Origin of the sequence: Bradyrhizobium sp. LB8.2 (assembly GCF_040548035.1) — a bacterium.
Lineage (GTDB): Bacteria > Pseudomonadota > Alphaproteobacteria > Rhizobiales > Xanthobacteraceae > Bradyrhizobium.
This window is the reverse complement of sequence record NZ_JBEPQV010000021.1, coordinates 114,315-137,309: the sequence shown is the minus strand read 5'-3', so window position 1 is coordinate 137,309 and position 22,995 is coordinate 114,315. Positions and strand designations below refer to the sequence as shown.

Annotated in this window: 27 protein-coding genes and 1 pseudogene; 6 read left to right on the top strand and 22 right to left on the bottom strand. The window is 64.2% G+C overall.

The features are described 5' to 3' along the window. The 5 genes and pseudogenes from ABIB06_RS24405 to ABIB06_RS24385 form a co-directional block, all read right to left on the bottom strand. Nucleotides 1-119: pseudogene (locus tag ABIB06_RS24405) on the bottom strand (IS5/IS1182 family transposase); the annotation flags it as partial. After that, complete coding sequence (locus ABIB06_RS24400; protein ID WP_354051278.1) at nt 97-876, bottom strand: hypothetical protein; 780 nt, start codon at nt 874-876, stop codon at nt 97-99. The gene ABIB06_RS24400 and the pseudogene ABIB06_RS24405, both read right to left, overlap by 23 nt. A 173-nt stretch (nt 877-1,049) precedes the next feature. Next, nucleotides 1,050-1,526, bottom strand: coding sequence for a cyclic nucleotide-binding domain-containing protein (locus tag ABIB06_RS24395; protein ID WP_354051289.1), 477 nt, complete (start codon nt 1,524-1,526; stop codon nt 1,050-1,052). Nucleotides 1,527-1,653: 127 nt separating this feature from the next. Continuing rightward, nucleotides 1,654-2,259: a ferric reductase-like transmembrane domain-containing protein gene (locus ABIB06_RS24390; RefSeq protein ID WP_354051276.1), complete on the bottom strand. Its 606-nt coding sequence runs from the start codon at nt 2,257-2,259 to the stop codon at nt 1,654-1,656. 26 nt (nt 2,260-2,285) lie between these two features. Then, on the bottom strand, nt 2,286-2,789 hold the full coding sequence (locus ABIB06_RS24385) for a peptidase associated/transthyretin-like domain-containing protein (RefSeq protein WP_247445270.1): 504 nt from the start codon (nt 2,787-2,789) through the stop codon (nt 2,286-2,288). Between the two features lie 291 nt (nt 2,790-3,080). On the opposite strand from ABIB06_RS24385, the gene ABIB06_RS24380 reads away from it, so the two are divergent. Beyond that, the gene (locus tag ABIB06_RS24380; protein WP_354051274.1) at nt 3,081-4,088 is read left to right on the top strand and encodes an LLM class flavin-dependent oxidoreductase; all 1,008 of its coding nucleotides are present in this window, start codon (nt 3,081-3,083) and stop codon (nt 4,086-4,088) included. 207 nt (nt 4,089-4,295) lie between these two features. Here the strand turns inward: ABIB06_RS24380 and ABIB06_RS24375 are convergent, their stop codons facing one another. The 6 genes from ABIB06_RS24375 to ABIB06_RS24350 are packed head-to-tail and all read right to left on the bottom strand — an operon-like array spanning nt 4,296 to nt 8,903. Further along, nucleotides 4,296-5,171 carry an amidohydrolase family protein gene (locus ABIB06_RS24375; protein WP_354051272.1) on the bottom strand — a complete coding sequence of 292 codons (876 nt, stop codon included), beginning with the start codon at nt 5,169-5,171 and terminating at the stop codon, nt 4,296-4,298. Nucleotides 5,172-5,185: 14 nt separating this feature from the next. Then, nucleotides 5,186-5,578 (bottom strand): RidA family protein, encoded by a 393-nt coding sequence (locus tag ABIB06_RS24370; protein WP_354051270.1) that lies wholly within the window; start codon nt 5,576-5,578, stop codon nt 5,186-5,188. A 25-nt stretch (nt 5,579-5,603) separates the two neighbouring features. Then, nucleotides 5,604-6,407, bottom strand: coding sequence for a 2-oxo-hept-4-ene-1,7-dioate hydratase (gene hpaH / locus ABIB06_RS24365; protein ID WP_354051268.1), 804 nt, complete (start codon nt 6,405-6,407; stop codon nt 5,604-5,606). Between the two features lie 3 nt (nt 6,408-6,410). Beyond that, nucleotides 6,411-7,271 carry a fumarylacetoacetate hydrolase family protein gene (locus ABIB06_RS24360; RefSeq protein WP_354051266.1) on the bottom strand — a complete coding sequence of 287 codons (861 nt, stop codon included), beginning with the start codon at nt 7,269-7,271 and terminating at the stop codon, nt 6,411-6,413. 45 nt (nt 7,272-7,316) lie between these two features. Beyond that, nucleotides 7,317-7,934, bottom strand: coding sequence for a flavin reductase family protein (locus ABIB06_RS24355; RefSeq protein ID WP_354051265.1), 618 nt, complete (start codon nt 7,932-7,934; stop codon nt 7,317-7,319). Between the two features lie 3 nt (nt 7,935-7,937). Then, entirely contained in the window at nt 7,938-8,903 is a 966-nt protein-coding gene (locus ABIB06_RS24350) for a Bug family tripartite tricarboxylate transporter substrate binding protein (RefSeq protein WP_354051263.1), read from the bottom strand. A gap of 178 nt (nt 8,904-9,081) precedes the next feature. Between ABIB06_RS24350 and ABIB06_RS24345 the strand changes: the two genes are divergently transcribed. Further along, nucleotides 9,082-9,906, top strand: a complete 825-nt coding sequence (locus ABIB06_RS24345; protein WP_354051262.1) for an IclR family transcriptional regulator — start codon at nt 9,082-9,084, stop codon at nt 9,904-9,906. A gap of 99 nt (nt 9,907-10,005) precedes the next feature. Here the strand turns inward: ABIB06_RS24345 and ABIB06_RS24340 are convergent, their stop codons facing one another. Further along, nucleotides 10,006-10,746, bottom strand: coding sequence for a hypothetical protein (locus ABIB06_RS24340; RefSeq protein WP_247445280.1), 741 nt, complete (start codon nt 10,744-10,746; stop codon nt 10,006-10,008). A 413-nt stretch (nt 10,747-11,159) separates the two neighbouring features. Here ABIB06_RS24340 and ABIB06_RS24335 point away from each other — a divergent pair, with 413 nt between their 5' ends. The 3 genes from ABIB06_RS24335 (at nt 11,160) to ABIB06_RS24325 (ending at nt 13,813) form a co-directional block, all read left to right on the top strand. Continuing rightward, complete coding sequence (locus ABIB06_RS24335; protein ID WP_354051258.1) at nt 11,160-12,455, top strand: O-acetylhomoserine aminocarboxypropyltransferase; 1,296 nt, start codon at nt 11,160-11,162, stop codon at nt 12,453-12,455. 4 nt (nt 12,456-12,459) lie between these two features. After that, nucleotides 12,460-13,242, top strand: a complete 783-nt coding sequence (locus ABIB06_RS24330) for an alpha/beta fold hydrolase (RefSeq protein WP_354051256.1) — start codon at nt 12,460-12,462, stop codon at nt 13,240-13,242. Nucleotides 13,243-13,309: 67 nt separating this feature from the next. Then, nucleotides 13,310-13,813, top strand: a complete 504-nt coding sequence (locus ABIB06_RS24325; RefSeq protein WP_354051255.1) for a DUF6496 domain-containing protein — start codon at nt 13,310-13,312, stop codon at nt 13,811-13,813. A gap of 12 nt (nt 13,814-13,825) precedes the next feature. On the opposite strand, the gene ABIB06_RS24320 is transcribed toward ABIB06_RS24325, so the two are convergent. Next, complete coding sequence (locus ABIB06_RS24320; RefSeq protein ID WP_354051253.1) at nt 13,826-14,779, bottom strand: aliphatic sulfonate ABC transporter substrate-binding protein; 954 nt, start codon at nt 14,777-14,779, stop codon at nt 13,826-13,828. A gap of 20 nt (nt 14,780-14,799) precedes the next feature. Next, complete coding sequence (locus ABIB06_RS24315; RefSeq protein ID WP_354051287.1) at nt 14,800-15,021, bottom strand: hypothetical protein; 222 nt, start codon at nt 15,019-15,021, stop codon at nt 14,800-14,802. Between the two features lie 390 nt (nt 15,022-15,411). Between ABIB06_RS24315 and ABIB06_RS24310 the strand changes: the two genes are divergently transcribed. After that, entirely contained in the window at nt 15,412-16,143 is a 732-nt protein-coding gene (locus ABIB06_RS24310; RefSeq protein WP_247445284.1) for an SDR family NAD(P)-dependent oxidoreductase, read from the top strand. 274 nt (nt 16,144-16,417) lie between these two features. On the opposite strand, the gene ABIB06_RS24305 is transcribed toward ABIB06_RS24310, so the two are convergent. Genes ABIB06_RS24305 through phnH form a run of 8 tightly spaced genes read right to left on the bottom strand, consistent with a single transcriptional unit; the run spans nt 16,418 to nt 22,992 of the window. Further along, entirely contained in the window at nt 16,418-17,029 is a 612-nt protein-coding gene (locus ABIB06_RS24305; protein WP_247445285.1) for a pyridoxamine 5'-phosphate oxidase family protein, read from the bottom strand. 34 nt (nt 17,030-17,063) lie between these two features. Then, nucleotides 17,064-17,654 (bottom strand): phosphonate metabolism protein/1,5-bisphosphokinase (PRPP-forming) PhnN, encoded by a 591-nt coding sequence (gene phnN, locus ABIB06_RS24300; protein ID WP_354051251.1) that lies wholly within the window; start codon nt 17,652-17,654, stop codon nt 17,064-17,066. Beyond that, nucleotides 17,651-18,808 carry an alpha-D-ribose 1-methylphosphonate 5-triphosphate diphosphatase gene (locus ABIB06_RS24295; RefSeq protein WP_354051250.1) on the bottom strand — a complete coding sequence of 386 codons (1,158 nt, stop codon included), beginning with the start codon at nt 18,806-18,808 and terminating at the stop codon, nt 17,651-17,653. The genes phnN and ABIB06_RS24295 overlap by 4 nt, the downstream gene beginning before the upstream one ends. A gap of 12 nt (nt 18,809-18,820) precedes the next feature. After that, nucleotides 18,821-19,519: a phosphonate C-P lyase system protein PhnL gene (gene phnL, locus ABIB06_RS24290; protein WP_354051248.1), complete on the bottom strand. Its 699-nt coding sequence runs from the start codon at nt 19,517-19,519 to the stop codon at nt 18,821-18,823. Between the two features lie 52 nt (nt 19,520-19,571). Next, nucleotides 19,572-20,384 (bottom strand): phosphonate C-P lyase system protein PhnK, encoded by an 813-nt coding sequence (phnK, locus tag ABIB06_RS24285; RefSeq protein ID WP_354051246.1) that lies wholly within the window; start codon nt 20,382-20,384, stop codon nt 19,572-19,574. Further along, complete coding sequence (locus tag ABIB06_RS24280; RefSeq protein ID WP_354051244.1) at nt 20,377-21,267, bottom strand: alpha-D-ribose 1-methylphosphonate 5-phosphate C-P-lyase PhnJ; 891 nt, start codon at nt 21,265-21,267, stop codon at nt 20,377-20,379. The genes phnK and ABIB06_RS24280 overlap by 8 nt, the downstream gene beginning before the upstream one ends. Then, nucleotides 21,264-22,379 carry a carbon-phosphorus lyase complex subunit gene (locus ABIB06_RS24275; RefSeq protein ID WP_354051242.1) on the bottom strand — a complete coding sequence of 372 codons (1,116 nt, stop codon included), beginning with the start codon at nt 22,377-22,379 and terminating at the stop codon, nt 21,264-21,266. Before ABIB06_RS24275 ends, ABIB06_RS24280 begins: the two co-directional genes overlap by 4 nt. Nucleotides 22,380-22,383: 4 nt before the next feature. Then, nucleotides 22,384-22,992 (bottom strand): phosphonate C-P lyase system protein PhnH, encoded by a 609-nt coding sequence (phnH, locus tag ABIB06_RS24270; protein ID WP_354051240.1) that lies wholly within the window; start codon nt 22,990-22,992, stop codon nt 22,384-22,386. Nucleotides 22,993-22,995 lie beyond the last annotated feature (3 nt).

Genomic DNA, 22,995 nt, shown 5'->3' with positions numbered 1-22,995 from the left:
AGAACGGCCTCGACAAACAGTCGGTTGTCCTTGCCGCTGCGGCCCGGATCTCCCGGCTTGCCAAGACAATGCGGCTCCATCTTCGCCCATTGGGCATCAGTCAAAACGAATCGGTCCATCCCAAGCTTGAATCACAACCAAGCCCCGATGAGAATCCTGAATCCCAACAGACCCTAGCTCATTTGACGCCAGAACGGTGAATCCTCCGGAGGGCTCCCATGGAAAATGGGAGGCCTCAACCGATTGAAGATATTCGAGCTGTCCCGAAATTCGTGCATCGACAATACGAACGACGCAGCCGCTGATCGCACCGACGGTCGGCTCCTTTCGGCCAACGCAGTCCCAGCAAAGTGCTTCCATCGCGTCGGACACAACTGCGAATTCCTTCTCGCCGCTTGTCACGGGATTTGACCGCACAACCTTTCCGTTCTCATCGATGGTGTGCCGTTCAGATGCTCCATTGTAATCCTTCTTCAATTGAAGGAATCGATTCCACTCTTCGGGGTCACCGATATGCCCGTTAACTGCTTGTCGGACGTTACCACTCTCGATAACGAACAATTCCTTCTTCGCCCCGTTCTTCAAAACAAGAAAATCAGCGTCGAGAATGTTTTTGGACGCAAGCCATTCGGTGGGATGGAGCGTGGGATCAGCGGAAATGGCCAATTTCAAAGCTGCGACCGCAGAATAAGCGGCATCAAAATTACCCGCCAATCCGATCGCAAGTTCGCTCGTCAGTATTTGTATCTTTAAGCTGTGAAATTCGCCGTTGACTGGGCCGACATCGCCTTTAAGTGCAAAGTGCTCGTGGCTCAGGAGCGTATCTCCTACCATAAAGCAAACATCGGTTCCGGCATACGCCACCACCAGCGTCATTGTCGTTACTCCCAATAAGCGCTCGTCCAGGAAGCGACCCCATCAAGGCCTTCTTCGATGACGTAGCAGGATGGTTCCGCAAGCCTTGCTCGGTGACGAAACATGATGGGTTTCGCTTCCGCCTACGCTCTTCGAGCTACGGCGGACAAGTCGCTCCCCCATCCTACGCATGATCAATTGTCATCATCCACCTGATGTCCGGTGAAGCGATCGTCGGAACGACGCAGCCGTCTGCATAGCTCGCGATTGATGTTCTGCAGGACGATCACATAGGCGTGGATATCGGCCTTGTAGCAAGCGTAGAGATTTTGGGCGGTCAACTCGTACAGCACCGCCAGACTTTCCGCGGCGACCGTGGCGGAGCGATTTTGCATTTCAATCAGCGTCATTTCACCGAAGAGATCGCCGGGCTCCAGAACCGAAATCGGGATGACGCTCCCCGAACTCGCCCGTTTGCTCACCGCCAGCCGACCGGCCTTGACGACGAACATCGAGCGTCCCGGCTCACCTTCCGCCACGACGGTCGCGCCGGCATCGAAGCGGCACTCGACCAACATCGAACTCAGGAGATCGAGACTTGGGTCCGGGAGACCACCGAAGAACGGCGTCGCGAGCAGGAACGCTTTCAGATCGGGGGCACTGACAACCATCGCGCGAGGATACGCCTCGTCGGCGTCAGCGGCAATCAGCCGGTAGGATGGGTAGAGCGGAAGCGAAACCCATCGAGGCCTTGCTTGGTGATGAAACATGATGGGTTTCGCAAGCGCTCTACCCATCCTACGCGCTCTCACCGCGCAACGCCCGCTTTCTCCAGAGGTCAGCGATGACCTTGATGGTCGCTGCGAGGACGAGCGCGCAAAGCGCCGCCTTCGAGATCGTCTCCATCGTCCCCTCGATCAGCAGGCAATGGGCCACGCTGGCTGCGACGATGACGATCGCGAGGGGAATATGGACGATGCGCCAGGTTCGCAGCCGCAGGCCCAATCGCCGGCGTAGTAGCGCCAGAAGCGCAACAGTGAAGATGGCCCACATGGCAGTCACGCCAAAGGGAGAGAACGGCGTCGGTGATGTATAGGTCAGGGCGTCGATCATGTCGGGCGGGCTGGTGATCCAGAGGCCAGCGACGTGGATCACCACCGCCAGGGCAAGCGCGCCGCCGATCCAGTGATGGGCGCGCCGGCCACGATAGGCCGACAGTCCCGGCAAATATCCGCCGATCAGCAGAGGCTGAACGAGTACGAGAGCAAGCGCGATCATCCCCGCGAAGCCGGCGAGGATGTAGACCGGGCCGCGCCATGCGAGCTGCTCGCTCCCCGCAGCGAGCGCGATCGGCACGCCAATGGCCAAAGCAAGGGCGACCCAGATCAGGGGCGGCCGCGCCAATCTCCACGGCGTCGTTTGCAATTCGATCAGGCCGGCTGAAGGACGAAATGCGCTTCGAGGCTGGTTTCCTTCGCGCTCCGCATCACCGGACGCAGGAAGACTGTCTTGAATTCACCGCTGTCATAGGCGAGGTGGCCATGCGGCTGGCCGAAGATGGGAATGATCTGCGGCATTTCGAGCCGGAACTTGCCGTCCTTGTCGGTGAGCGTGGCGCCATGACTCTGCGGCTCGTGCTCCTGCCCTTCGGTCGTGTGCGCCCAGATCTGGATGCGCTGCCCGGCAAGCGGAGCTCCGTCGCCGGCGCGGCGCACCGTGCCGCTCATCCAGAAGCCACCCTTGCCGATCCGATCCACGATCGCCGCGCCCTTGCGGTAGTTGTTCGCCCCGCCCGACATCGAATCGGTCGGTGCGAGGCCTTCGGCGCGGGCCGGCAGCAGGAGGCCGGAAACGCCGGTTGCCAAAACTGCGGTTGCAAGGACGGAGCCGCCGGCGGCGAGGAGGTTGCGGCGATTGAGTACGACGATGGTCATGTCGGTTCCTCCTGGCGAGTGCAGTGGCTCCACCGAGAGTACAACAACAGGAGAGAGCCGCCCAGTTACCGCGAACGGCGCACCAGGCCGCAATAACGGTGTTGTGAACGGGAGTGCAGGCCACTCGAACAGCTTCGTAGGATGGGTAGAGCGGCAGCGAAACCCATCGAGCCTTGCGCGATGACGAAACATGATGGGTTTCGCAAGTGCTCTACCCATCCTACGCGCTGACACTACATGTGACGTGCCAGACGCGCATCATCTGCGCAGATCCTCCCATCCGGTACCCCCATGATCCCCTTCTCCGTGCTCGACCTCGCGCCCATCCGTCAGGGCGGCGATGCGTCGCAGGCGTTTCGCAATTCGCTCGATCTCGCCCAGCATGCCGAAGGCTGGGGCTACAAACGGTTCTGGCTGGCGGAGCATCACAACATGACGGGGATCGCGAGCGCGGCGACGTCGGTGGTGATCGGGCATGTCGCGGGCGGGACCAGGACGATCCGGGTCGGCTCCGGCGGGATCATGCTGCCGAACCATTCGCCGCTGATCATTGCCGAGCAGTTCGGCACGCTGGCCTCGCTCTATCCGGGACGGATCGATCTCGGGCTCGGGCGCGCGCCGGGCACCGACCAGCTCACCGCACGGGCGCTCCGGCGCGACCTCGCGACGAGCTCCGAAAATTTCCCGCATGACGTGCTGGAATTGCAGGCGCTGCTCGGCGACATCAAGCCGAACCAGACCATCCGCGCCGTGCCCGGCATGGGGACTAACGTGCCGCTCTGGATCCTGGGATCGAGCACCTTTGGCGCACAGCTTGCGGCCATGCTCGGCCTGCCGTTCGCGTTCGCCTCGCACTTTGCGCCGGGCATGATGATGCCGGCGCTGCGGGAGTATCGCGCGCGCTTCGAGCCCTCGGCGCAGCTCGACAAGCCCCATGCGATGGTCGGCGTCAATGTGTTCGCCGCCGACAGCGACGTCGAGGCGCAGCGCATGTTCACCTCGCTGCAGCTGCAGTTCATCAATCTTAGGCGCGGCACGCCCGGCCCGCTGCCGCCGCCGGTCGAAGACATGGACGCGCTGTGGTCGCCGGCCGAGAAGGCCATGGTCGCGCAGTCGCTATCGTGCTCGGCGGTCGGCTCGCCTGAAGTGGTCGAAGAGAAGCTGAAGGCGCTGATTGCGGAAACCGGCGCGGACGAGCTCATGACGACGGGACAGATCTACGATCACGCCGCCCGGCTGCGCTCGTTCGAGATCGCCGCCGAGGTGCGTGACCGGCTGGCCGGGCAGCCAGCGGCGTGATCACCAGGATTGAGCGCGTGGCCTCCATGGTTCGAGACGCCCGCCTTTGGCGGGCTCCTCACCATGAGGGTCTAACATTCTCGCCGCGAAACCAGACCTCATCCTGAGGAGCCCGCATAGCGGGCGTCTCGAAGGATGGCCACCGGCAACAGTCAGGCCTGCATGGTACGAGACGCGCTTCGCGCTCCTCACCATGAGGGTCGCGGACTAATCCGCAAATCCGAACAGCTTCGCCGGGTTGTGCGCCAAAATTTTCTCCAGCGTCGCCTGGTCGGGCGCGTAGCGGTACATCAGCTCGAGCAAATCGGCGTCGTTGGGCGGCTGCTTCACCGACACTGGATGCGGCCAGTCGCTGGCCCAGACGCAGCGGTCGACCGCCGCCTCGATATAAGCGCGCGCGATCGGGATCACGTCGTCGTAAGGCGGGCCGGCCTTCGAGGTCTTTTCGCCGAGCGACAGCATCACCCAGAAATTTCCCTTGGCGAGCAGCTCGAGCATCTTGCGCAGGTTCGGATCGTCCTTGCCGGCGTCGGGATCGGGCCGCGCCATGTGGTCGATCAGCACGGGAACGTCGAGATTTTCGTACTTGGCGACGCTGGAGACGATGCCGTCTTTCTCGGGCTGGATCTTGACGTACCAGCCGAGCTCGCGGATACGCGCGATGGCGCGAGCGAAATCGGCGTCCGACAGCACCGCACCGAGCTCCTGGCGGAAGCTGAAGCGCGCGCCGCGGACGCCTGCATCATGCAGCTTGGCGAGATAGGAATCGTTCGCCTCGGCGAACACCAGCGCGTTGGCGCAGCCGCGATAGTTCGGACCCATCGCGGCGAGACCGTCGAGCACCACGGTATGGTCGGCGCCATAGGTCGTGGTCTGCACGATGATGCCGCGCTCGATGCCGAGCGTCTTGTGCACGCGCAGCGCCGCTTCCCAGGTCGCCGTCGGCATCCGATAGGCCGCACCTGGACGCTCCGGATATTTGTCCACGGGACCGAGCACGTGAAACTGGCTGTCGACGGTTTTGGGCGGCGGCGCCTTGACCGGGCGGCGCGGATTGGGATCGAACGGCAGATAGGTTGGCATGCGCGAAAACTCCCTCAGTCAATCATTGCGGTGAAGTCGCACTGCACCAGCGCGCCGCCGTCCATGTTGTCCATCGGCAGCGCGTGGCGCGCCGGGCGCGAATGCTCGTCCGGAAACATCTTGAGCCACTCGACATTGACCGGACCGCGCTGCGTGCGGTCCTTCAACCACACCGTCATCTTGATAATGTCGTCCGTCGAGCCGCCGGCGGCCTCTACCGTCGCCTTCATGTGCGCGAACATGTTGGCGCACTGCGCGTCCAGGCTCTCGGGCATCGCGCCTGCCGCATCGCGGCCGAGGATGACGCCCGACATTACGAGATTGCCGATGCGGCAGGCGTTCGGGATCGGATTGGCATGTTTGAAGCCGCCGATATGGATGCTCTTGCGACGCGTGTGACCGGTCATGGTGCGCTCCCTTTCATGTGTTGATTCAGACGAACTGGCACGACACCGAGCCGAACGTGCCATAATCGGCATGGAAGGTGTCGCCGCGGCGGATGTCCACGGGCCGCGTGAACGATCCCGCCAGCACCACTTCCCCGGCGGCGAGATGTTCGTCGTGCGGCGCGAGGCGGTTGGCGAGCCAGGCGATGCCATTGGCGGGATGGTTGAGCACGCCGGCCGCAAGCCCGGTCTCCTCGACCTCGCCGTTGCGGAACAACAGCGCGCCGATCCAGCGCATGTCCGCATCCATCGGGCGGAACGGCCGGCCGCCGAGCACCAGCGCGGCATTCGCCGCGTTGTCCGAGATTGTGTCCATGACTTTTCGGGTCTTGCCGGTCTCGGGATCGACGCGGTGCATGCGCGTCTCCAGGATCTCGAGCGCGGGCGTGACGTAGTCGGTGGCGTTGAGCACGTCGAAGATGGTGCAATCGGGACCGCGTAGCGGCGCCTTGAGCACAAAGGCGAGCTCGACCTCGATCCGCGGCGCGTGAAAGCGGGCGAACGGAATCGGCGTGGCGTCGGCATAGAACATGTCGGCGAACAGCACGCCGTAATCCGGCTCGGAGATGCCGACCGCGTTCTGCATCGCCTTCGAGGTCAGGCCGATCTTGTGCCCCTTGATGACGCGGCCGCGGCCGAGCTGAAGTTTGGTCCAGGCGCGCTGAACGGCGTAGGCATCCTCGATGGCGAAATCGGGATAGTCTTTCGAGAACATCGGGATCAGCGTCTTGGTGCGCTCGGCTTCATCGAGGCGCGCGGCAAGGCGTTCGATGGTGGCGGTATCCAGCATGGCTTAACTCTCCGCCGCGACGGTGTTGCGCAGCATGCCGATGCGGCTGGATTCGACCTCGACGACGTCGCCGACTTTCAGCCAGCGCGGCGGGTCGAAACGGGCGCCGGCGCCGGTCGGCGTGCCCGTCACGATCATGTCGCCGGGCTTGAGGGTCGCGAACGTGGAGAGATAGGAGATCAGAAAGTCGAACGGGAACATCAGCCGTTCTGTCGTGTCCTGCTGCCGTACCTCGCCGTTGACGCGCGTGATGATGTCATGGGGCCCGCGCGGGTCGAGTTCGTCCGCGGTGACGATCCACGGGCCGATGCTGCCGGAGCGGTCGAAGTTCTTGCCCTGCGTGACGTTGAACTTGCCGTGGCGCAGCCAGTCGCGGATCGTGCCCTCGTTGCACAGCGTCATGCCGAAGATGTGCGCCCAGGCCTTTTCGCGCGGAATGTGGCGGCCGCCCTGGCCGATCACGATGACGAGTTCGCCTTCGTAATCGAGCTGATCCGAAACCTTGGGCTTCTCCAGCGGCTGACCGGAGCCTGTCATCGAGGACATGCTGCGCACGAACAGGCTGGGATATTTGGGCAGGTCCGAGCTGTCCTTGTACTCGGCGTTGCGCTCGGCGTAATTGACACCGATGCACCACAGCTTCTCCGGCGCCAGCACCGGCGGAAGCAGCACGAGATCGTCGAGTGCGTGGTCCGGCTTCTGTCCGGCGATGGCTTCCTGCGCGGCGGCCAGCGCATTGGCCGCGATCAGCGACTTCACGTCGGAGAAGTCGCGGCCGATCCGCCTGGTCAGATCGACGACACCGCCTTCAACGGCGGCACCGTAGCGCGGCTCTCCGTCCACGAGATAGCTCACGAGTCGCATTGTCGTTCTCCAATGGTCTTGACGGCGCGGCCCAAGGCTGCGCGCTTACTCGGTCGATTTGGGAGTCTGGAACACGCCGCGCAGCGTCACGATCTCGCCGAGCCGGGCGTAACGCGGCCCGCCGATGCGCGCGATCGGGTCGAGCGCCGCTGTCTCGACCTTGCCGTCGTTCACGAGGCCGTCGCGAATGTGGAACATCACGACCTCGCCGACGATCAGCCGGCTGCGGGCGTCGCCGAATTCGAGGCACTGCCGGAAACGGCATTCCATCGCGACGGGTGCAACGCCAAGCCGCGGCACCTTGATGCGCTCGCTCGGATGCGTCTCCAGGCCAAGCTCCGCGACCTCGCTGATCTCAGGCGGATGCTCGACGGAGCTGTCGTGCACGGCCTGCATCAGCGGAGTATCGGCGATGTGGATGACATATTCCTCGGTGTCGAGGATGTTGTGCGCGGTGTCCTTGTAGTCCGCGCCCTTGCGGCCGACGCTGATGGCCAGCATCGGCGGCTTCTGCGAGACGAAGGTGAAGGCGCTGAACGGTGCGAGGTTGAGCACGCCTGAGCGCGACAGGCTCGTCACCCAGGCGATCGGACGCGGCACCACGATGCCGGTCATCAGCCGGTAGATGCGCTCGGCGCCGAGCTCAGCGGGGTCGATCCGCATCGATCAATCCGCCTTGATGTTGGCCTTGCGCACGATCGGAATCCATTTGGCGTCCTCACGTTCGAGATAGGCCTTGAACTCGTCCGGCGTCATCGCGACGGCTTCTCCGCCGAGCTTCTCGAACCTGTCGACCACGGCCGGGTCTTTCAGGATCCCGGTCAGCGCCTCGTGCAGCTTGTCGATAACAGGCGCCGGCGTGCCTGCCGGTGCGAACAAGCCGGTGAAGGTCTGGCCGTCAAAATCCTTGTAGCCGAGTTCAGTGAATGTCGGCACGTCAGGCAGCGACTTCAGGCGGTGCGGGCTGGTGACGGCCAGCGCCCGGAACAGGCCGGCCTTGATGTGCTGCAGGCTGACCGTGAGCTGGTCGAACGCGAACTGCACCTGGCCGCCGAGCAGGTCGTTGACCGCAGGCGCATTGCCGCGGTAGTGCGCGGTGACCCATTGCAGATCGAGGCTGGACTGCATCAGCTCGCTGAGCAGATGGTTGGTGGTGCCCGGACCGGGCGAGGCCATGGTCAGCTTGCCGGGCTCGCGCTTGGCGAGGTCGATGAATTCCTTGAATGTGTTCGCCTGCACGGAGGGATGAACCTCGAGCACCAGCGGCGTCATTGAGATCGTCGTGATCGGAAGGAAGTCCTTCTTCCAGTTGTAGGCGTCGCGCTTGTTGATCTCGGTTGCGAACAGCACCGGGCCGTTGGCACCGACGAACAGCGTGTAGCCGTCGGGCGCCGATTTCGCAAAAGCCTCGCCCGCGATCATGCCGCCGGCGCCGGCCTTGTTCTCGATGATGAAGGGCTGGCCGAGCTTTTCCTGGAGCTTGTCGGCGATGATGCGCGCGGCGCTGTCGACATTGCCGCCGGCCGGATAGGGCACGATCAGCTTGACGTTGCGCGCCGGCCATTGCTGGCCCGAGGCAGGTCCCGCCAGCATCGTCGCTGCGGCTGCCATGGCAATCCAGATTAATCTCATGTTAACCTCCCGGCAGCGCTTGCAATTCCAAGTCGCTTGCAATCCAAGCCGCTTCCAATTCCAAGTCTTCGAATTCGACGTCGAATGCCCAGACGTTGCTTATGGCATCTCTACCGGAGCGCAATCTCCGAATGCGCGCTTTACCTGTCGAGTGAATTGTGGCGTTCTTGTCCATATTATGGACAGGACGACTTCCGCAAAATCCGCCCGCCGCATGACGGAACCGCGACAAGGCGCGCAGGCGATCCGGCGCGCGCTCGCGGTGCTGCGTATTCTTGCCGCAGGCCGCGAAGACGGCGTGCCGCTGGCCGAGGTGGTGCGGGCGACCGGCCTCGCCCGTCCGACCGTGCATCGCATCGTCCATGTGCTGATCGAGGAAGGCATTGTCGAGCGACACGACAAAACCGGCCGCTACGCGATCGGCAATCAGGTGCCGGAGCTCGCGCTCGCACGGGCCCGACCGTCGCGGCTGCTGATCGCCGCCAATCCGACGCTGCAACGTGCGTCGACCGAGATCGGCGACACGCTGTTCCTGACGGTACGGACCGGCAACGACACGCTGTGCGTCGATCGCAGGATCGGCGTCTATCCGATCCAGGTGCTGTCGATCGAGGTCGGCGCGCGCCGGCCGCTCGGCGTCTCCAGCGCAGGCGTCGCCATCCTCGCGGCGATGCCGGCGCAGGACGCGCGAAAAATCGTCGCAGCCAACGAGAAGAGATTCGAGGCCTACCGGACCGACGTTGCGACGGTGCTGGGCGAGGTCACTGCCGCGAGGCGGCTGGGATACGGCATGAGGGAGATCGGCCTGGTGCAGGGTACGAAATCGATCTCGACCTGGATCAAGACCCCGGACGGCCGCCCCGCTGCCGCGATGACCGTCTCCGCCGTTCGGACGAGGCTCGGCCCCCGCCGCGAGCAGGAGGTCGCGGAGATTCTGCTGCGGGAGGCGCGCGCGATCGAGCAGGCGATCCGGGGCGGTGTTGCCCAGGACGTGTACTCATAACGTCGGCTTGCCAACGCAAACCGGAAGTTTCCCACCTCGGGCGTGATCTGCGGCTTGTGGACCCATAGGCGACTTTGGGGGCCGCCCATGGATGCCGTCTCATTTTCCCCAGCGGGCCCATTCATCGTAGTACACCATAATTGATCGCGGCGCTGTGACAGTGCATTCGTGGCTTGTTGTCGGCCTCGACGGATTATCCGGAACGCCAATCCAGGTAAGCATTTTCTTGCGCTCATCCCACAGCAGATCAAATTGACCAGAACGACCAGCGACTCCGAACCTAATGAAGCCATCGTCAGCCCCCGTGATGTTGCCCGACATGATCTCGGCCGCGGATTGGGTCTCTAGAACTACTGTTTTTGTAGAGCGATCCAAAGTGACGAAATATGGACCATATTGGCCTGGGCAGGTGAGCGAAAAGGCATCGACCGGGTCGCGACGTTTCGGATCAAATTGCTCCGGCTGCCAGAATGCGGAAAGCATTGTTCTGCCGGTAACTTCCGCGCAGGCGTGTCGCAGCAAAGGTCTTCCCAGTTCTTCTGCGGGCATTCCCGGCCACGTCATCACGTTGCGCTGGCGGTTGAAGGAGAAAAGGATGCGTCCTCCCGTGGCCCTGAGGCTGAAGTCGAGTTGCGCGTCGGTTGCTGCGATGATCTCGCCCGTCACAATGTTCCCACCGGCGCGCTCAAATACAAAATGGTTTGTCTTGAGGTCGTAGGTTACGAAGTAAGGTTGCTGCTGCTGATAGTATTTGCCGTCGCACCGAACGGATGTTGGTTCGGCTTCTGCCTGCAGGGCGCAAGCGAAGACCATGAACAGTGATAGTATGAGATGTCGCATCGATCACCAGCCTAGGTTGCTACCTCCTTATGATGCCTCAGCGTTTATGCTCCGATAACGCGAAGCGCGGCTTTTACACCATTTCGACATTTCGGGTTCGATCAGAATACAGGAATGGACCGAGACGAGCGCGACTTCTGGATCTGGCCCATCTGCGACCTCGGAGGCCATCCGCTCTTCGGCCGATGTTGGCGGTAAACCGGACATCAGGCGGCCAGCCGCTTATTGAGTCATGGCCTAGCGGATGGTCCACTCCCCCGCATGCGAGGAGAAAGGAGCGTCCTGCCGTTGCAGCCACGGGCTCGCATCACACTCTCGTTGCGAGCCGCGGCGCGCCGGAGTCAATGGGCTGACGTTCCCCGCCATTTTGTGGCACAAGAGCCGCCTCCGCCGATTGACCAACGAGGCCACGCATGCCCGCGCCAAAACCGCCCGCCTTCGAGACCCTGAGCCTGCATGCGGGCCAGCATCCGGATCCCGCGACCGGCGCCCGCGCGGTGCCGATCTACCAGACCACGTCCTACGTGTTCCAGGATTCCGATCACGCCGCCGCGCTGTTCAATCTCGAGCGCGCCGGTCACATCTATACGCGCATCTCCAATCCCACCACCGGCGTGCTGGAGGAGCGGCTCGCGGCACTGGAAGGCGGCGTCGGCGCGATCTGCACCGCGAGCGGCATGGCCGCGCTGCATCTCGCCATCGCCACGCTGCTCAGCGCCGGCGACCATATCGTGGCGTCGAGCTCGCTCTATGGCGGCACCATCAATTTGCTGGCGCACACGCTGCCGCGCTTCGGCATTACCACGACTTTTGTGAAGCCGCGCGATCTCGAGGCGTTCCGCGCGGCGATCAAGCCGAACACGAAACTGGTGATCGGCGAGACCATCGGCAATCCCGGGCTTGAGGTGCTGGACATTCCGAAGGTCGCGGCGATCGCGCATGACGCGAAGATCCCGCTGCTGATCGACAACACCTTTGCCACGCCCTATCTCAGCCGTCCGATCGAACTCGGCGCCGACCTCGTCATGCATTCGGCGACCAAATGGATCGGCGGCCACGGCATCGCGATCGGCGGCGCCATTATCGACGGCGGCCGGTTTGATTGGCGTTCATCCGGAAAATTCGGCGTGCTGACCGAACCCTATGGCGGCTATCACGGCATCGTCTTCGACGAGCAGTTCGGCACGGCTGCCTTCATCATGCGCGCGCGCACCGAAGGCCTGCGCGATTTCGGTGCTTGCCTGTCGCCGACCAACGCGTTCCAGCTCCTGCAGGGCGTGGAGACGCTCGGCGTGCGCATGGACCGCCACATCCAAAACACGCACCTCGTGCTGGAAGCATTGAAGGCCAACAAGGCCGTGGATTGGGTGCTGCATCCCTCGCTCGAGGACCACGCGGATTACCAGCTGGCAAAACAATTGCTGCCGCGCGGCGCCGGCTCGATCGTCTCCTTCGGCATCAAGGGCGGGCGGCCCGCGGGGCGCAAGTTCATCGAATCGCTGCGCATGATCAGCCATCTCGCCAATGTCGGCGACGCCAAGACGCTGGTGATCCACCCCGCCTCGACCACACATCAGCAGATGGACGCCGCGCAACTCAAGGCGTCCGGCATCGGCGAGGAATTGGTGCGACTGTCGGTCGGCATCGAGGCGGCAAGCGACATCCTCGACGATCTTGCGCAGGCGCTGCGCATCTCGCAAAAGGTCTGACACCATGAAGCTTTCCGTCAACGGCGCCGAAATGTTTGTCGCAACCGGCGGCCGCGACTTCGACAAGTCCCTGCCTGCGGTCGTCTTCCTCCATGGCGCCGGCTTCGATCGTTCGACCTGGGCACTGCACACGCGCTGGTTCGCCCATCACGGTTTTGCCGTGCTGGCGCCTGATATGCCCGGTCACGGCCGCTCGTCCGGGCCTTCGCTTGGCAGCATCGCCGAGATGGCCGACTGGACGGCCGCGCTGCTCGATGCGGCCGGAGTTACGAAGGCGCATCTGATCGGCCATTCCATGGGATCACTGATCTCGCTGGAGACGGCGGCACGGCATCCCGAAAAAGTATCCGCACTGAGCCTGATCGGCACGGCCGCGACCATGACGGTCGGCCCGGATCTGCTGAAGGCAGCCGAGGCCAACGACCAGGACGCGCTCGACATGGTCTCGATCTGGGGCCTCGGCTTCAACGCCGAACTCGGCGGCAGCCTCGCACCGGGCCTGTGGATGCATGGCGGCGCGCAGGCCGTGTTGAAGCATTGCGAGCCGGGCGTGCTGTTCAGGGATTTGTCGGCCTGCAATGCTTACGCGAATGCGCTTCAAGCCGCCGCGAGCGTGACGGTGCCAGTCACACTCATCCTCGGCGAGCGAGACATGATGACACCAGTGAAGGCCGGCAAGACGCTCGCGGCGGCGATCCCGCATGCGAAGACCGTCGTCGTGCCGGGCGCCGGCCACATGATCATGGCCGAACGCCCGGATGAATTGCTGGCGGCGCTCAGGAACTGAAAGGATCGATCGTCCATCTTGCGCGTTGCGGTCAGACATCCCTGTGAAATCCAGAGGGAACTGACCTATGCCAAGACAGCAAGTCATTCGCAAAGCCAGACAAGACAAGCGTGCCGGTAAATCGGCAAGCACGCAGGCCGGCGAATTCGTCAAGGACGAGATCGAGAAGATCCGCAAGGGCAAGCACGGCGCGCGCTCGACGCGGCAGGCTGTCGCCATCGGTCTCTCCGAGGCGCGCCGCGCCGGCGTCGATCTGCCGCCGCCGCGAAAAGGACGCGTCAAGAAGGCGACGCGCCGCAGCGCCAAATATGCCTATGAGGTCGGTCAGGGCAAGCGCACTCCGAAGCGCCGGCCGCGCGTGTCGCGGGCCGTCGAGGAGGTTTTGAAGAAGGAGCCGCGCTCGACCGCGTCGCGCAGTGCATTGTCGAAACAGGGCAAGCGTGCCGCGGGCCGGCGAACGGCTGCGTCGCGTTCGGCCGCGGCGCGCAAGGCGAGCCGCACCAAGGGCGCCAACGTCCGCTCAGCCGCCGCAAAGAAGGCGGCACGCACCAGAGCGCGCCGCCGGAGTTGAGTCTCGTTTCGCTCAGGAACCCGGCGTCCACTTCCAGACGATGTCGGACACGTTGACCGGCTTCGGAATCAGGCCAAGCTTTGCAAAACGGTCGGCGACCGCCTGCTGGCTCTTGGTCACCTCGGCGTCGAGCGGCACCACGCGATAGCTGGAGCGATTGACGAAGCGGCGGACCGCTTCGATGTCGACGCCGGTCGCCTCGGCCTGTGCCTTTGCGACCTCCTCGTGATGCGACTCCGCCCACACGCCTTCAGACGCAAAGGCCGTGTTGAGCTTTGCGACCAACGAGGGATACTTCTCAACGAAATCGGTGTTGGCGATGTAGTAGGCGTTCGGCTTGTGCACATCCTTGTCGAAGACGAGAACCCGCGCGTTCTCCTTCAATTCGGCGAGCGCCAGATAAGGATCCCAGATCGACCAGGCATCGACCGAGCCCTTGACGAAGGCCGCCGTCGCATCGGCCGGCGCGAGCGGCGCCGGGGTGATATCGGACCAGGACAGGCCTCCCTTTTCGAGCGCTACGACCAGGAGGTTGTGTGCGCTCGATCCTTTGCCGAAGGCGATGCGCTTGCCCTTGAGGTCCGCCAGCGTCTTGATCGGCGAATCCTTCGGCACGATGATCGCTTGATTGTCGCCGTCGGACTTCACGGCCGCGACATAGCGGATCCTGGCGCCGCCGGCTTGCGCGAAGATCGGCGGCGTATCGCCGACAAAGCCGAAATCGACGCTCCCGACATTGATGGCCTCCAGCAGCGGCGGGCCGAACTGGAAGTCGATCCACTTGATCTCGATGCCGAGCGGCTTGAAGGCGCTTTCGAGCGTTTGACGTTGGCGAACCGCAGGGAAGAAGCCGCCCTTCTGCGTACCGAAGCGGATTTCGACCGGCTTGTCCTCAGCGCGCGCCGGTGCGGCCAAGGCGGCCGCGAGCAGAAGCGTCGTTGCGAGAATGTGTCGTCGATTGATCATGCGTGGCCCTTTCGGTGGGATCAGTTGGCGAAAAGTTGGGAATTCGCGCGCCGGCTTCGTTCGGAGAACACCGCGCGTGCGGCGCGCTCGGCCTCGCGCGCGGACCGGAACTGCCGGCCTTCGAGACTGTCGAACAGGCGCTCGGAGGAGAAGAAACGGAAGCCGCGCGCGTCTCGCGTGACGATGCCGGCGGCGCGGTCGTGAATTTCGATGATGTAGGCGTTGGACTTCTGTTGGGACATGACTGCTCGCTCGCCGGGGTCTCGGCGTTCCTGTCTTGCGATTTGCTGCGTGAGGTGCTGTGAGGCGGCGGTCAGCAGCAACAACAGGCGCCGGTTGCCGCCGAGAAACAGCGCCGCGTCATGCACGCATGCATGTCGTTATTGTTGCGCTGGTGATCGGTTCTCATGTGGCGGCTTCGGCTCGAGGAGCAGTTTCGATGCTGCGAATATCGAGGGATTGACGCGTTCGGTCAATGAAATGGGTATCCATATTTGCCACCGGCGCGCATCGGCACTTCTCCCGGTGCGAGCGCAGGCAAACGAATTTATCTCGCGATGAGTTCAACGCCGGTGCGCGGCCGGCCGTGATACTGTCCGCTCCATAAGCAACAGCTGACAGGGAGGCCGATCATGGCGGAGGTTCTGAAGGGACGCACGGCGCTCGTCACCGGCGGCTCGCGGGGAATCGGCGCTGCGGTCTGCGGTGCGCTGGCCGAGGCCGGCGCGGCCGTGGCGATCAACTGCCGCGAGCGGATCGGGCAGGCCGAGCAACTGGCGGATGAGATCGGCAAGCGCGGCGGCCGCGCCATCGCCGTCGCTGCGGACGTATCGCAGCGCGAGGCCGTGACCGCGATGGTCGACCGCGCCACGGCCGAGCTCGGCCCCATCGACATCCTCGTCAACAATGCGGGTATCGCCATCACGCGCGGCATCGACGATCTCACCGAGGACGATTTCGACCGGACGATCCTGGTCAACCTGAAATCCGTCTTCCTGTGCACGCAGGCGGTGCTGCCGACGATGCGCGCGAAGAAATGGGGCCGCATCGTCAACATCTCCTCCGGTGCCGCGCGCGGCGCCGGCGCGATCGGACCGCACTACAACGCGTCCAAGGCCGGCCTGGAGGGCCTGACGCGCGGCTATGCGGCGCGGCTGGTGAAGGAAGGCGTCACCGTCAACGCGGTGGCGCCGTCGCTGATCGAGACCGACATGATGAGTGGCCAGCCGCAGCTCGTCAGCCGCATTCCGCTCGGCCGCTTCGGCACGGCGGAAGAAGTAGCGAAGGCCGTGATGCTTCTGGTCGACAACGCCTACATGACCGGGCAGACGGTCGCGCTCAGCGGCGGCATGGCGTTCAATTAGGGGCAGCACTCGCAGCGAGCTCCCCCTTCACTCTCTCCTCCAGGACGGGGCTATCGCATATGAAGAAAAACGTGGCGGGGAGCTCGCCTGCGGCCATCCTTCGAGACGCCCGCCTCACGGCGGGCCCTCAGGATGAGGTCGCGTTTCGCGGCGAGATGATCCTCATGGTGAGGAGCCCGCCAAAGCGGGCGTCTCGAGCCATGCAGGCCGAGCACGTCACGCGACCTCAGAGCCCCTCTCCCCGCACGAGCAGGACGAGGAAGACGAGAGAGCGTCACCACATCGTCGCGGCCGCGCGCTCCGGCCAGATTCGGTCATACTCCGCACCGCCGATCTTGTTCTCGCTCATCTCGGCGAGGATCTGCCCCGGTGTCGGCAGCGTCTTGGGGTCGATACGCTTGTCGGGATTCCAGAGGTCGGAGCGGACGATGGCGCGGGCGCACTGGAAGTAGATTTCGTCGACCGTCATCACCATGACACTACGCGGCGCCTTGCCTTCGACCTTGAACGAGGCGAGCAATTCGGGATCGATGGAAAGATGCGCCCGGCCGTTGGCTCGAACCGCATTGCCGGAGCCGGGGATCAGGAACATCAGCGACACCCTGGGGTCACGCACGATGTTGCGCAGGGAATCGACGCGATTGTTGCCGCGGCGATCCGGCAGCATCAGCGTCTTCGGGTCATGAATGCGGACGAAGCCGGAGAGATCGCCGCGCGGCGAGCAGTCGATGCCCTCGGGTCCGATGGTGGCAAGCGCGGCGAACGGCGCCTTTTCGATGAAGACCCGATAGAGCGGGGTGACGTGGTCGGCGACTTTCACGGTCGAGGCATCGTTGGTGACGCCGTAGATGGCCTCCAGCTGCTCGACCGTTTCGATCACCGACATTCCGTTCTCCCTGTTGCGCCGGCCATTATTAGTATTAGTGCCAGCCTTCATTCCTGATCACGCGCACGAGATGGCGGCTGTGATATTCGGCGCTGCCCGCGTTGAGGATGGTGACATCGGCATTGCCCGACGCGTCGACGCTGCGCGACAGCCTTTCCGCGACGTTGCCATCGCTAATGCGCGCCCGGGCGGCAAGCCGCTGCGCCAGCACATCCGGCGGCGCCGTGATCGCGACCACGACGACGTTTGCATACGCTCGGCGCAGTGCGCCAATGACGGTGCGTGAAACGTTGATGACGACAGCGCGCCCGGCACGGATATCGTCGTTGATCTCAAGCGGCAAAGCGTAGGAATGCCCGTGCGCCTCCCAATGCACGGCAAAATCGCCGTGCTCGCGCGCGCGCCGGAATTCGTCGGCGCTCACCGCGACATTGTCCTCGTCAGCGGAGGATTCGCGCGTCACGACACGGCGCGGAAAGACGACGTTGCGGTCATCGACACAAGCCGCCTGCGCGAGCCGCAGCAGGGTGTCCTTGCCTGCGCCGCTGGGACCGACCACGAGCACGAGCCGCCCGGGTCCAATCCCGCCTGTCGGGTCCTGCGCCATGGTCACAGTCTCGCTCATGCGACACGGCTTCCTTCGCGCCAGACGCTGCGGACGACGGGAACGCTGCCCGCGACGTGCACGCGGATCAGATCGGCGCGCTTGCCGATCGCGACCTCGCCGCGATCGGTGAGGCCAACCGCTTCCGCAGGCGCCTTCGTCACCGTGCGAACCGCCGCCGAAAGGCTGATGGCGGGCACGTGGTCAGGCAAATGCAGCGCAGCCATCAGAAGGCTCGAGGGAATGTAATCCGACGACAGAATATCGAGCAGGCCTTCGCGGGCGAGATCGACCGCCGCGATGTTGCCGGAGTGCGAGCCGCCGCGCACGACGTTCGGTGCGCCCATCAGGATGTCGATGCCGGCCTGGTGCAGGCTGCGCGCGGCCTCCAACGTGGTCGGGAACTCGGCGACCGAAACGCCATCGCGCAGGGCGTCCGCGACGTTTTCCTCGGTGGTGTCGTCATGGCTGGCGAGCGGGATCTTGTACTCATGCGCCAGCGCCACGATCTCACGCATGTTGGCCGCGGCATAAAGCTTCTGATATTCGAAGCGCTTCGCGAACAGCTCGTCGAGCTCGGCATCGGTCTTGCCGCCACCCTTGCCGCGATAATAGTCACGCAGCTTGACCTCGTCGCGAAACTGGCGCTGGCCGGGCGTGTGGTCCATCAGCGACATCAAGCGGACGTCAGGACGGTCGATCAGCTCCTTGGCCTCCTCGACCACGCTTGGCATCGGGATTTCGCAGCGCAGATGCAGGAAGTGGTCGGCGCGCAGCAATTTGGCATCGCGCGCGGTCGCGATCGCGGCGGCAAGCACGCCAGCGCGGCCATCGACTTCTTCAGCGCCGTCCTCGCGCCAGACCCGGAGCGAGTCGAACACCGTGGTGATGCCCGATGTCGCGAGCTGGCCGTCATAGGAGACGACGGCGGCAACCGGATTCCAGAACACTTTTGGCCGCGGCACGTAATGCGCTTCGAGATGGTCGGTGTGGAGCTCGATCAGGCCGGGCATGATCAAATCGCCGCCGGCATCCTCGGCGCCCGCGGGCGCCCTGCCCTCACCGATCTCGGCAATGCGTCCGTCCGCGAGAGCGAGCCAGCCCTGCTCGATCACCCGTTCCGCCAGCACGATCCTGGCGTTGGCGATCACGATGTCGTTCGGCTTGGCCTTCATTTCCCTCTTCCTTCAGGCGGCGGCGGCAAAGCTGGTGACGTCAACGATGCGGTCGGCAATCAGATGACGGATTTCGTCGTCATGGACAATGGCGACCATGGCGACGCCCCGTCGTTTCTTTTCGGCGACCAGCTCAACCACCACGGCGCGGTTGGCGGCGTCGAGCGAGGCGGTGGGCTCGTCCAGCAGCAGGATCGGCAGGTCCGAGATGAAGCCGCGCGCGATGTTGACGCGCTGCTGCTCGCCGCCGGAGAAGGTCGCCGGCGGAAGCTGCCAGAGCCGCTCGGGGATATTGAGACGATGCAGCAATTGGCCGGCACGGGCTTGCGCCTCCGCGCGCGCCAGGCCGTTGACGATCAGGGGTTCGGCGACCACGTCGACGGTCGCGACGCGCGGCACCGCGCGCAGGAACTGGCTGACATAGCCGATGGTTGCGCGGCGGACGTTGAGGATCTGGCGCGGCTCGGCTGTGGCGAGATCGATCACCGCGCCGCGATGGCGGATGCCGATACGGCCGGAGTCGCAGCGATAATTGCCGAAGATCATCTTCAGGATCGACGATTTCCCGGCGCCTGATGGCCCCGAGAGCACGACGCATTCGCCGGGATCGACCTGGAAGGTCACGCCGCTGACGACAGGCAGCTCGATGCCGCCCTGCAGGTGCATCGTGAAGGTCTTGTTGGCATCGGTGATGTCAATCATGGCGGTCATTGCAAGGCTCATGCTGGAAAGGCTCATGCTGGAAAGGCTCATCTCGGAAAGCTCATGGCGGCAGAATCGAGGAGACGAGGAGCTGGGTATAGGGCTCCCGTGGGTCGTCGAGCACCTGGTCGGTGAGGCCGGTCTCGATGACGCGGCCCCCCTTCATCACCATCACGCGGTGCGACAGCAACCGCGCGACCGCGAGATCGTGGGTGACGATGATGACGGCGAGGCCAAGCTCGGCGACCAGGCTGCGCACGAGGTCGAGCAGGCGGGCCTGGACAGAAACATCGAGCCCGCCGGTCGGCTCGTCCATGAAGACGAGACGCGGCTCGGTGACGAGGTTGCGGCCGATCTGGAGACGCTGGCGCATGCCGCCGGAATAGGTCCTCGGCGCATCGTCGATGCGCGCGATGTCGATCTCGACGCGGGTCAGCCAGTCCGACGCGGTATCACGGATGCGGCCGTAGTGATTCCACCCCACCGCCATCAGCCGCTCGCCGACATTGGCGCCGGCCGAGACCGTCATGCGCAGGCCCTGCGCGGGATCCTGGTGCACAAAACCCCAATCGGTGCGGAACAGGAAGCGCCGCTCGGCCTCGCCCAGCGTGGCAAGATCGCGGGTGACGCCGTCACGCATTCGATAGGACACCTGGCCGCCGCTGGTCGCGAGCTGACCCGACAGGAGTTGAAGCAGCGTCGATTTGCCCGAACCGGATTCGCCGACGATCGCCAGCACTTCGCCGGGATAGAGCGAGAACGACACATCGCGGCATGCGGCGATATGGTCATAGGATTTGCTGAGCGACTCGGCGAGGAGCAAGGGCTGGTCGGTTTCGCGCATGTCGGGATCAGCCAAGTCTTGATCAACCATGTGAGCCCGCCTTCTCCTTGTACGGCGCGGCGCTCAGGCTGCCGTGATGGCCCGCGGCCTGGCGGCCCTCGCAATAGTCGGTGTCGGAGCAGACGAACATGCGCCCGCCTTTGTCGTCGGTCACGATCTCGTCGAGATAGGAATTTTCCGCCGCGCATAGCGCACAGGGCGCGTTGAAGCGATACGGCTCGAAGGGATGGTCTTCGAAGTCGAGCGACACAACCTGCGTATAGGGCGGGATCGCATAGATGCGCTTCTCGCGACCGGCGCCGAACAGTTGCAGCGCCGGGCAATTGTCCATCTTGGGATTGTCGAATTTCGGCGTCGGCGACGGGTCCATCACGTAGCGCGCGTTGACCTTCACGGGATAGGCGTAAGCCGTCGCGATATGGCCGAAGCGGGCGATGTCCTCGTAGAGCTTCACATGCATCAAACCGTATTCGGCCAGCGCATGCATGCGCCGCGTCTCGGTCTCCCGCGGTTCGAGGAAACGTAAGGGCTCCGGAATCGGCACCTGATAGACCAGCACCTGATTCTCGTGCAGCGACGTCTCCGGGATGCGGTGGCGGGTCTGGATCACGGTCGCATCTTCGGTCGCCGTGGTCGTGGCGACGCCGGCGGTCTTGGCAAAGAACTTTCGGATCGAGATCGCGTTGGTGGTGTCGTCGGAGCCCTGGTCGATCACCTTCAGCACGTCCTGGGGGCCGAGGATCGCAGCGGTCACCTGGACGCCGCCGGTGCCCCAGCCATAGGGCATCGGCATCTCGCGACTGGCGAACGGCACCTGATAGCCGGGGATCGCGATCGCCTTGAGGATCGCGCGGCGAATCATCCGCTTGGTCTGTTCGTCGAGATAGGCAAAGTTGTAGGTGGGCGCGTTCATTCCGCGGCCTCCTTCATGGCGTCGGGCGCATTGGCATCGGCGAATGCTTCAGAAAACTCCTGGCGCAGCTTGCGCAACAGGCCGAGCTCGGACTGGAAGTCGACATAATGCGGCAGCTTCAGATGCTCGACGAAGCCGGTCGCCTGGACGTTGTCCGAGTGCGACATCACGAATTCTTCATCTTGTGCCGGGGCGAGTGCCTCTTCGCCGAGTTCGCGCGCGCGCAACGCGCGGTCGACCAGCGCCATCGACATGGTCTTGCGCTCGCTCTGGCCGAAGGCGAGGCCATAACCACGGGTGAAGCACGGCGCTTCCGTCGCGGAGCCCTTGAACTGGTTGACCATCTGGCACTCGGTGAGCTCGATCGAGCCGAGCGGCACGGCGAAGCCGACGTCTTCCGCCGAAAATTCGACCTCGACCTCGCCGAAGCGGATCTCGCCGGCGAAGGGATGGTTGCGGCCGTAGCCGCGCTGGGTGGAATAGCCCATCGCCAGCAGAAAACCTTCGTCGCCACGCGCGAGGTTCTGCAGGCGCAGGTCACGATCCGCCGGAAAATTGAGCGGCTCGCGAGTGAGGTCGCCGACGCTGGCGCCCTCCTCGGCCTGCGGCGAAGATTCGATCAGACCGTCGCGGCCGAGGATGTCGGTCACCCGCGGCGTTGGCGCTGTCGACGCTTCGGCCGTCGCCGGCGCTTCCGGCACAAAGCCCTCGGCGAGCGAGGGATCGAGCAGGCGGTGGGTATAATCGAAGGTCGGCCCGAGGATCTGGCCGCCGGGAATGTCCTTGAACGTCGAGGACACCCGCCGCTGCACCCGCATCGCGCCGGTCTCGACCGGCTCGCTGGCGCCGAAGCGCGGCAACGTGGCGCGGAAGGCGCGGACCAGGAAGATCGCCTCGATCAGATCGCCGCGCGCCTGCTTGATTGCGAGCGCCGCGAGCTCGCGGTCATAGAGCGAGCCTTCGCTCATGACGCGGTCCACGGCGAGGCCAAGCTGCTCCGAGATCTGGTCGAGGGAAATTTCCGCAACGCTTTGGTCGCCGCGCCGCGCACTGGCGAGCAGGCGATGGGCGTTCTCGATGGCGCGTTCGCCGCCTTTGACTGCGACATACATGCGGCTAGCTTCCCTTGTTCACGACACGCGTGGTGCGGGGGATCGCAACCACGGCGTCCTCGGCGACCAGCACCACATCGGTGCCGCGCGGAAACAGCGTCTCATTGACGCGCAGGCGCTCGAACAGGTCGAACGGCCTGATCGAGGCCTGGAGCGTCGCGACACCGTCGATGCCGGGGCCGCGCAGCTCGAAGCTGCGCCCTGAGTCCAGGCTCTCGACCTGAAGGATCAATGTGGTCGAACGATCCGGATATTCGCTGGTGCCGAGCGCGAAGCGCTCGAGCGAAGGCAGTGCTCCGCCGTCGCTGATCAGCGCGAAGCCTGCGATCGAGGAATCCTGCACGACCGGCGCGCCGGTGTGGAACTTCAGCCATTTTGTCACGTCGGTGCTTTCCGACATGCGCGCATCGAGCCAGAGCGGCGTGTCGTGGTCGAACAGCGTCAGCGCGATCGCGGCGGTGCCGCGCATCATCGTATGAGGCGCTCCTGATGTCGGCACGATGCGCTGGACCGACCCCGGCCGAGCCATCGCGTCCATGACGGAACGAAAGGTCGATTGCGCCGACAGCACCTTGTCGGCGAACCCCGGCGGCAGTTCCGCAATCGTGGTCATGAT

What these genes read in the sequence shown, in the direction of transcription:
- phnN (WP_354051251.1), bottom strand. Translation starts at nt 17,654, where the DNA reads ATGAGCGAGACTGTGACCATGGCGCAGGACCCGACAGGCGGGATTGGA.
- ABIB06_RS24370 (WP_354051270.1), bottom strand. Translation starts at nt 5,578, where the DNA reads ATGACCGGTCACACGCGTCGCAAGAGCATCCATATCGGCGGCTTCAAA.
- ABIB06_RS24320 (WP_354051253.1), bottom strand. Translation starts at nt 14,779, where the DNA reads ATGATCAATCGACGACACATTCTCGCAACGACGCTTCTGCTCGCGGCC.
- ABIB06_RS24385 (WP_247445270.1), bottom strand. Translation starts at nt 2,789, where the DNA reads ATGACCATCGTCGTACTCAATCGCCGCAACCTCCTCGCCGCCGGCGGC.
- ABIB06_RS24305 (WP_247445285.1), bottom strand. Translation starts at nt 17,029, where the DNA reads ATGTCGGTGATCGAAACGGTCGAGCAGCTGGAGGCCATCTACGGCGTC.
- phnK (WP_354051246.1), bottom strand. Translation starts at nt 20,384, where the DNA reads ATGGTTGATCAAGACTTGGCTGATCCCGACATGCGCGAAACCGACCAG.
- ABIB06_RS24310 (WP_247445284.1), top strand. Translation starts at nt 15,412, where the DNA reads ATGGCGGAGGTTCTGAAGGGACGCACGGCGCTCGTCACCGGCGGCTCG.
- ABIB06_RS24350 (WP_354051263.1), bottom strand. Translation starts at nt 8,903, where the DNA reads ATGAGATTAATCTGGATTGCCATGGCAGCCGCAGCGACGATGCTGGCG.
- ABIB06_RS24325 (WP_354051255.1), top strand. Translation starts at nt 13,310, where the DNA reads ATGCCAAGACAGCAAGTCATTCGCAAAGCCAGACAAGACAAGCGTGCC.
- ABIB06_RS24375 (WP_354051272.1), bottom strand. Translation starts at nt 5,171, where the DNA reads ATGCCAACCTATCTGCCGTTCGATCCCAATCCGCGCCGCCCGGTCAAG.
- ABIB06_RS24355 (WP_354051265.1), bottom strand. Translation starts at nt 7,934, where the DNA reads ATGCGGATCGACCCCGCTGAGCTCGGCGCCGAGCGCATCTACCGGCTG.
- ABIB06_RS24335 (WP_354051258.1), top strand. Translation starts at nt 11,160, where the DNA reads ATGCCCGCGCCAAAACCGCCCGCCTTCGAGACCCTGAGCCTGCATGCG.
- ABIB06_RS24340 (WP_247445280.1), bottom strand. Translation starts at nt 10,746, where the DNA reads ATGCGACATCTCATACTATCACTGTTCATGGTCTTCGCTTGCGCCCTG.
- ABIB06_RS24380 (WP_354051274.1), top strand. Translation starts at nt 3,081, where the DNA reads ATGATCCCCTTCTCCGTGCTCGACCTCGCGCCCATCCGTCAGGGCGGC.
- hpaH (WP_354051268.1), bottom strand. Translation starts at nt 6,407, where the DNA reads ATGCTGGATACCGCCACCATCGAACGCCTTGCCGCGCGCCTCGATGAA.
- phnH (WP_354051240.1), bottom strand. Translation starts at nt 22,992, where the DNA reads ATGACCACGATTGCGGAACTGCCGCCGGGGTTCGCCGACAAGGTGCTG.
- ABIB06_RS24330 (WP_354051256.1), top strand. Translation starts at nt 12,460, where the DNA reads ATGAAGCTTTCCGTCAACGGCGCCGAAATGTTTGTCGCAACCGGCGGC.
- phnL (WP_354051248.1), bottom strand. Translation starts at nt 19,519, where the DNA reads ATGACCGCCATGATTGACATCACCGATGCCAACAAGACCTTCACGATG.
- ABIB06_RS24345 (WP_354051262.1), top strand. Translation starts at nt 9,082, where the DNA reads ATGGACAGGACGACTTCCGCAAAATCCGCCCGCCGCATGACGGAACCG.
- ABIB06_RS24315 (WP_354051287.1), bottom strand. Translation starts at nt 15,021, where the DNA reads ATGTCCCAACAGAAGTCCAACGCCTACATCATCGAAATTCACGACCGC.
- ABIB06_RS24360 (WP_354051266.1), bottom strand. Translation starts at nt 7,271, where the DNA reads ATGCGACTCGTGAGCTATCTCGTGGACGGAGAGCCGCGCTACGGTGCC.
- ABIB06_RS24295 (WP_354051250.1), bottom strand. Translation starts at nt 18,808, where the DNA reads ATGAAGGCCAAGCCGAACGACATCGTGATCGCCAACGCCAGGATCGTG.
- ABIB06_RS24275 (WP_354051242.1), bottom strand. Translation starts at nt 22,379, where the DNA reads ATGTATGTCGCAGTCAAAGGCGGCGAACGCGCCATCGAGAACGCCCAT.
- ABIB06_RS24400 (WP_354051278.1), bottom strand. Translation starts at nt 876, where the DNA reads ATGACGCTGGTGGTGGCGTATGCCGGAACCGATGTTTGCTTTATGGTA.
- ABIB06_RS24395 (WP_354051289.1), bottom strand. Translation starts at nt 1,526, where the DNA reads ATGGTTGTCAGTGCCCCCGATCTGAAAGCGTTCCTGCTCGCGACGCCG.
- ABIB06_RS24280 (WP_354051244.1), bottom strand. Translation starts at nt 21,267, where the DNA reads ATGAACGCGCCCACCTACAACTTTGCCTATCTCGACGAACAGACCAAG.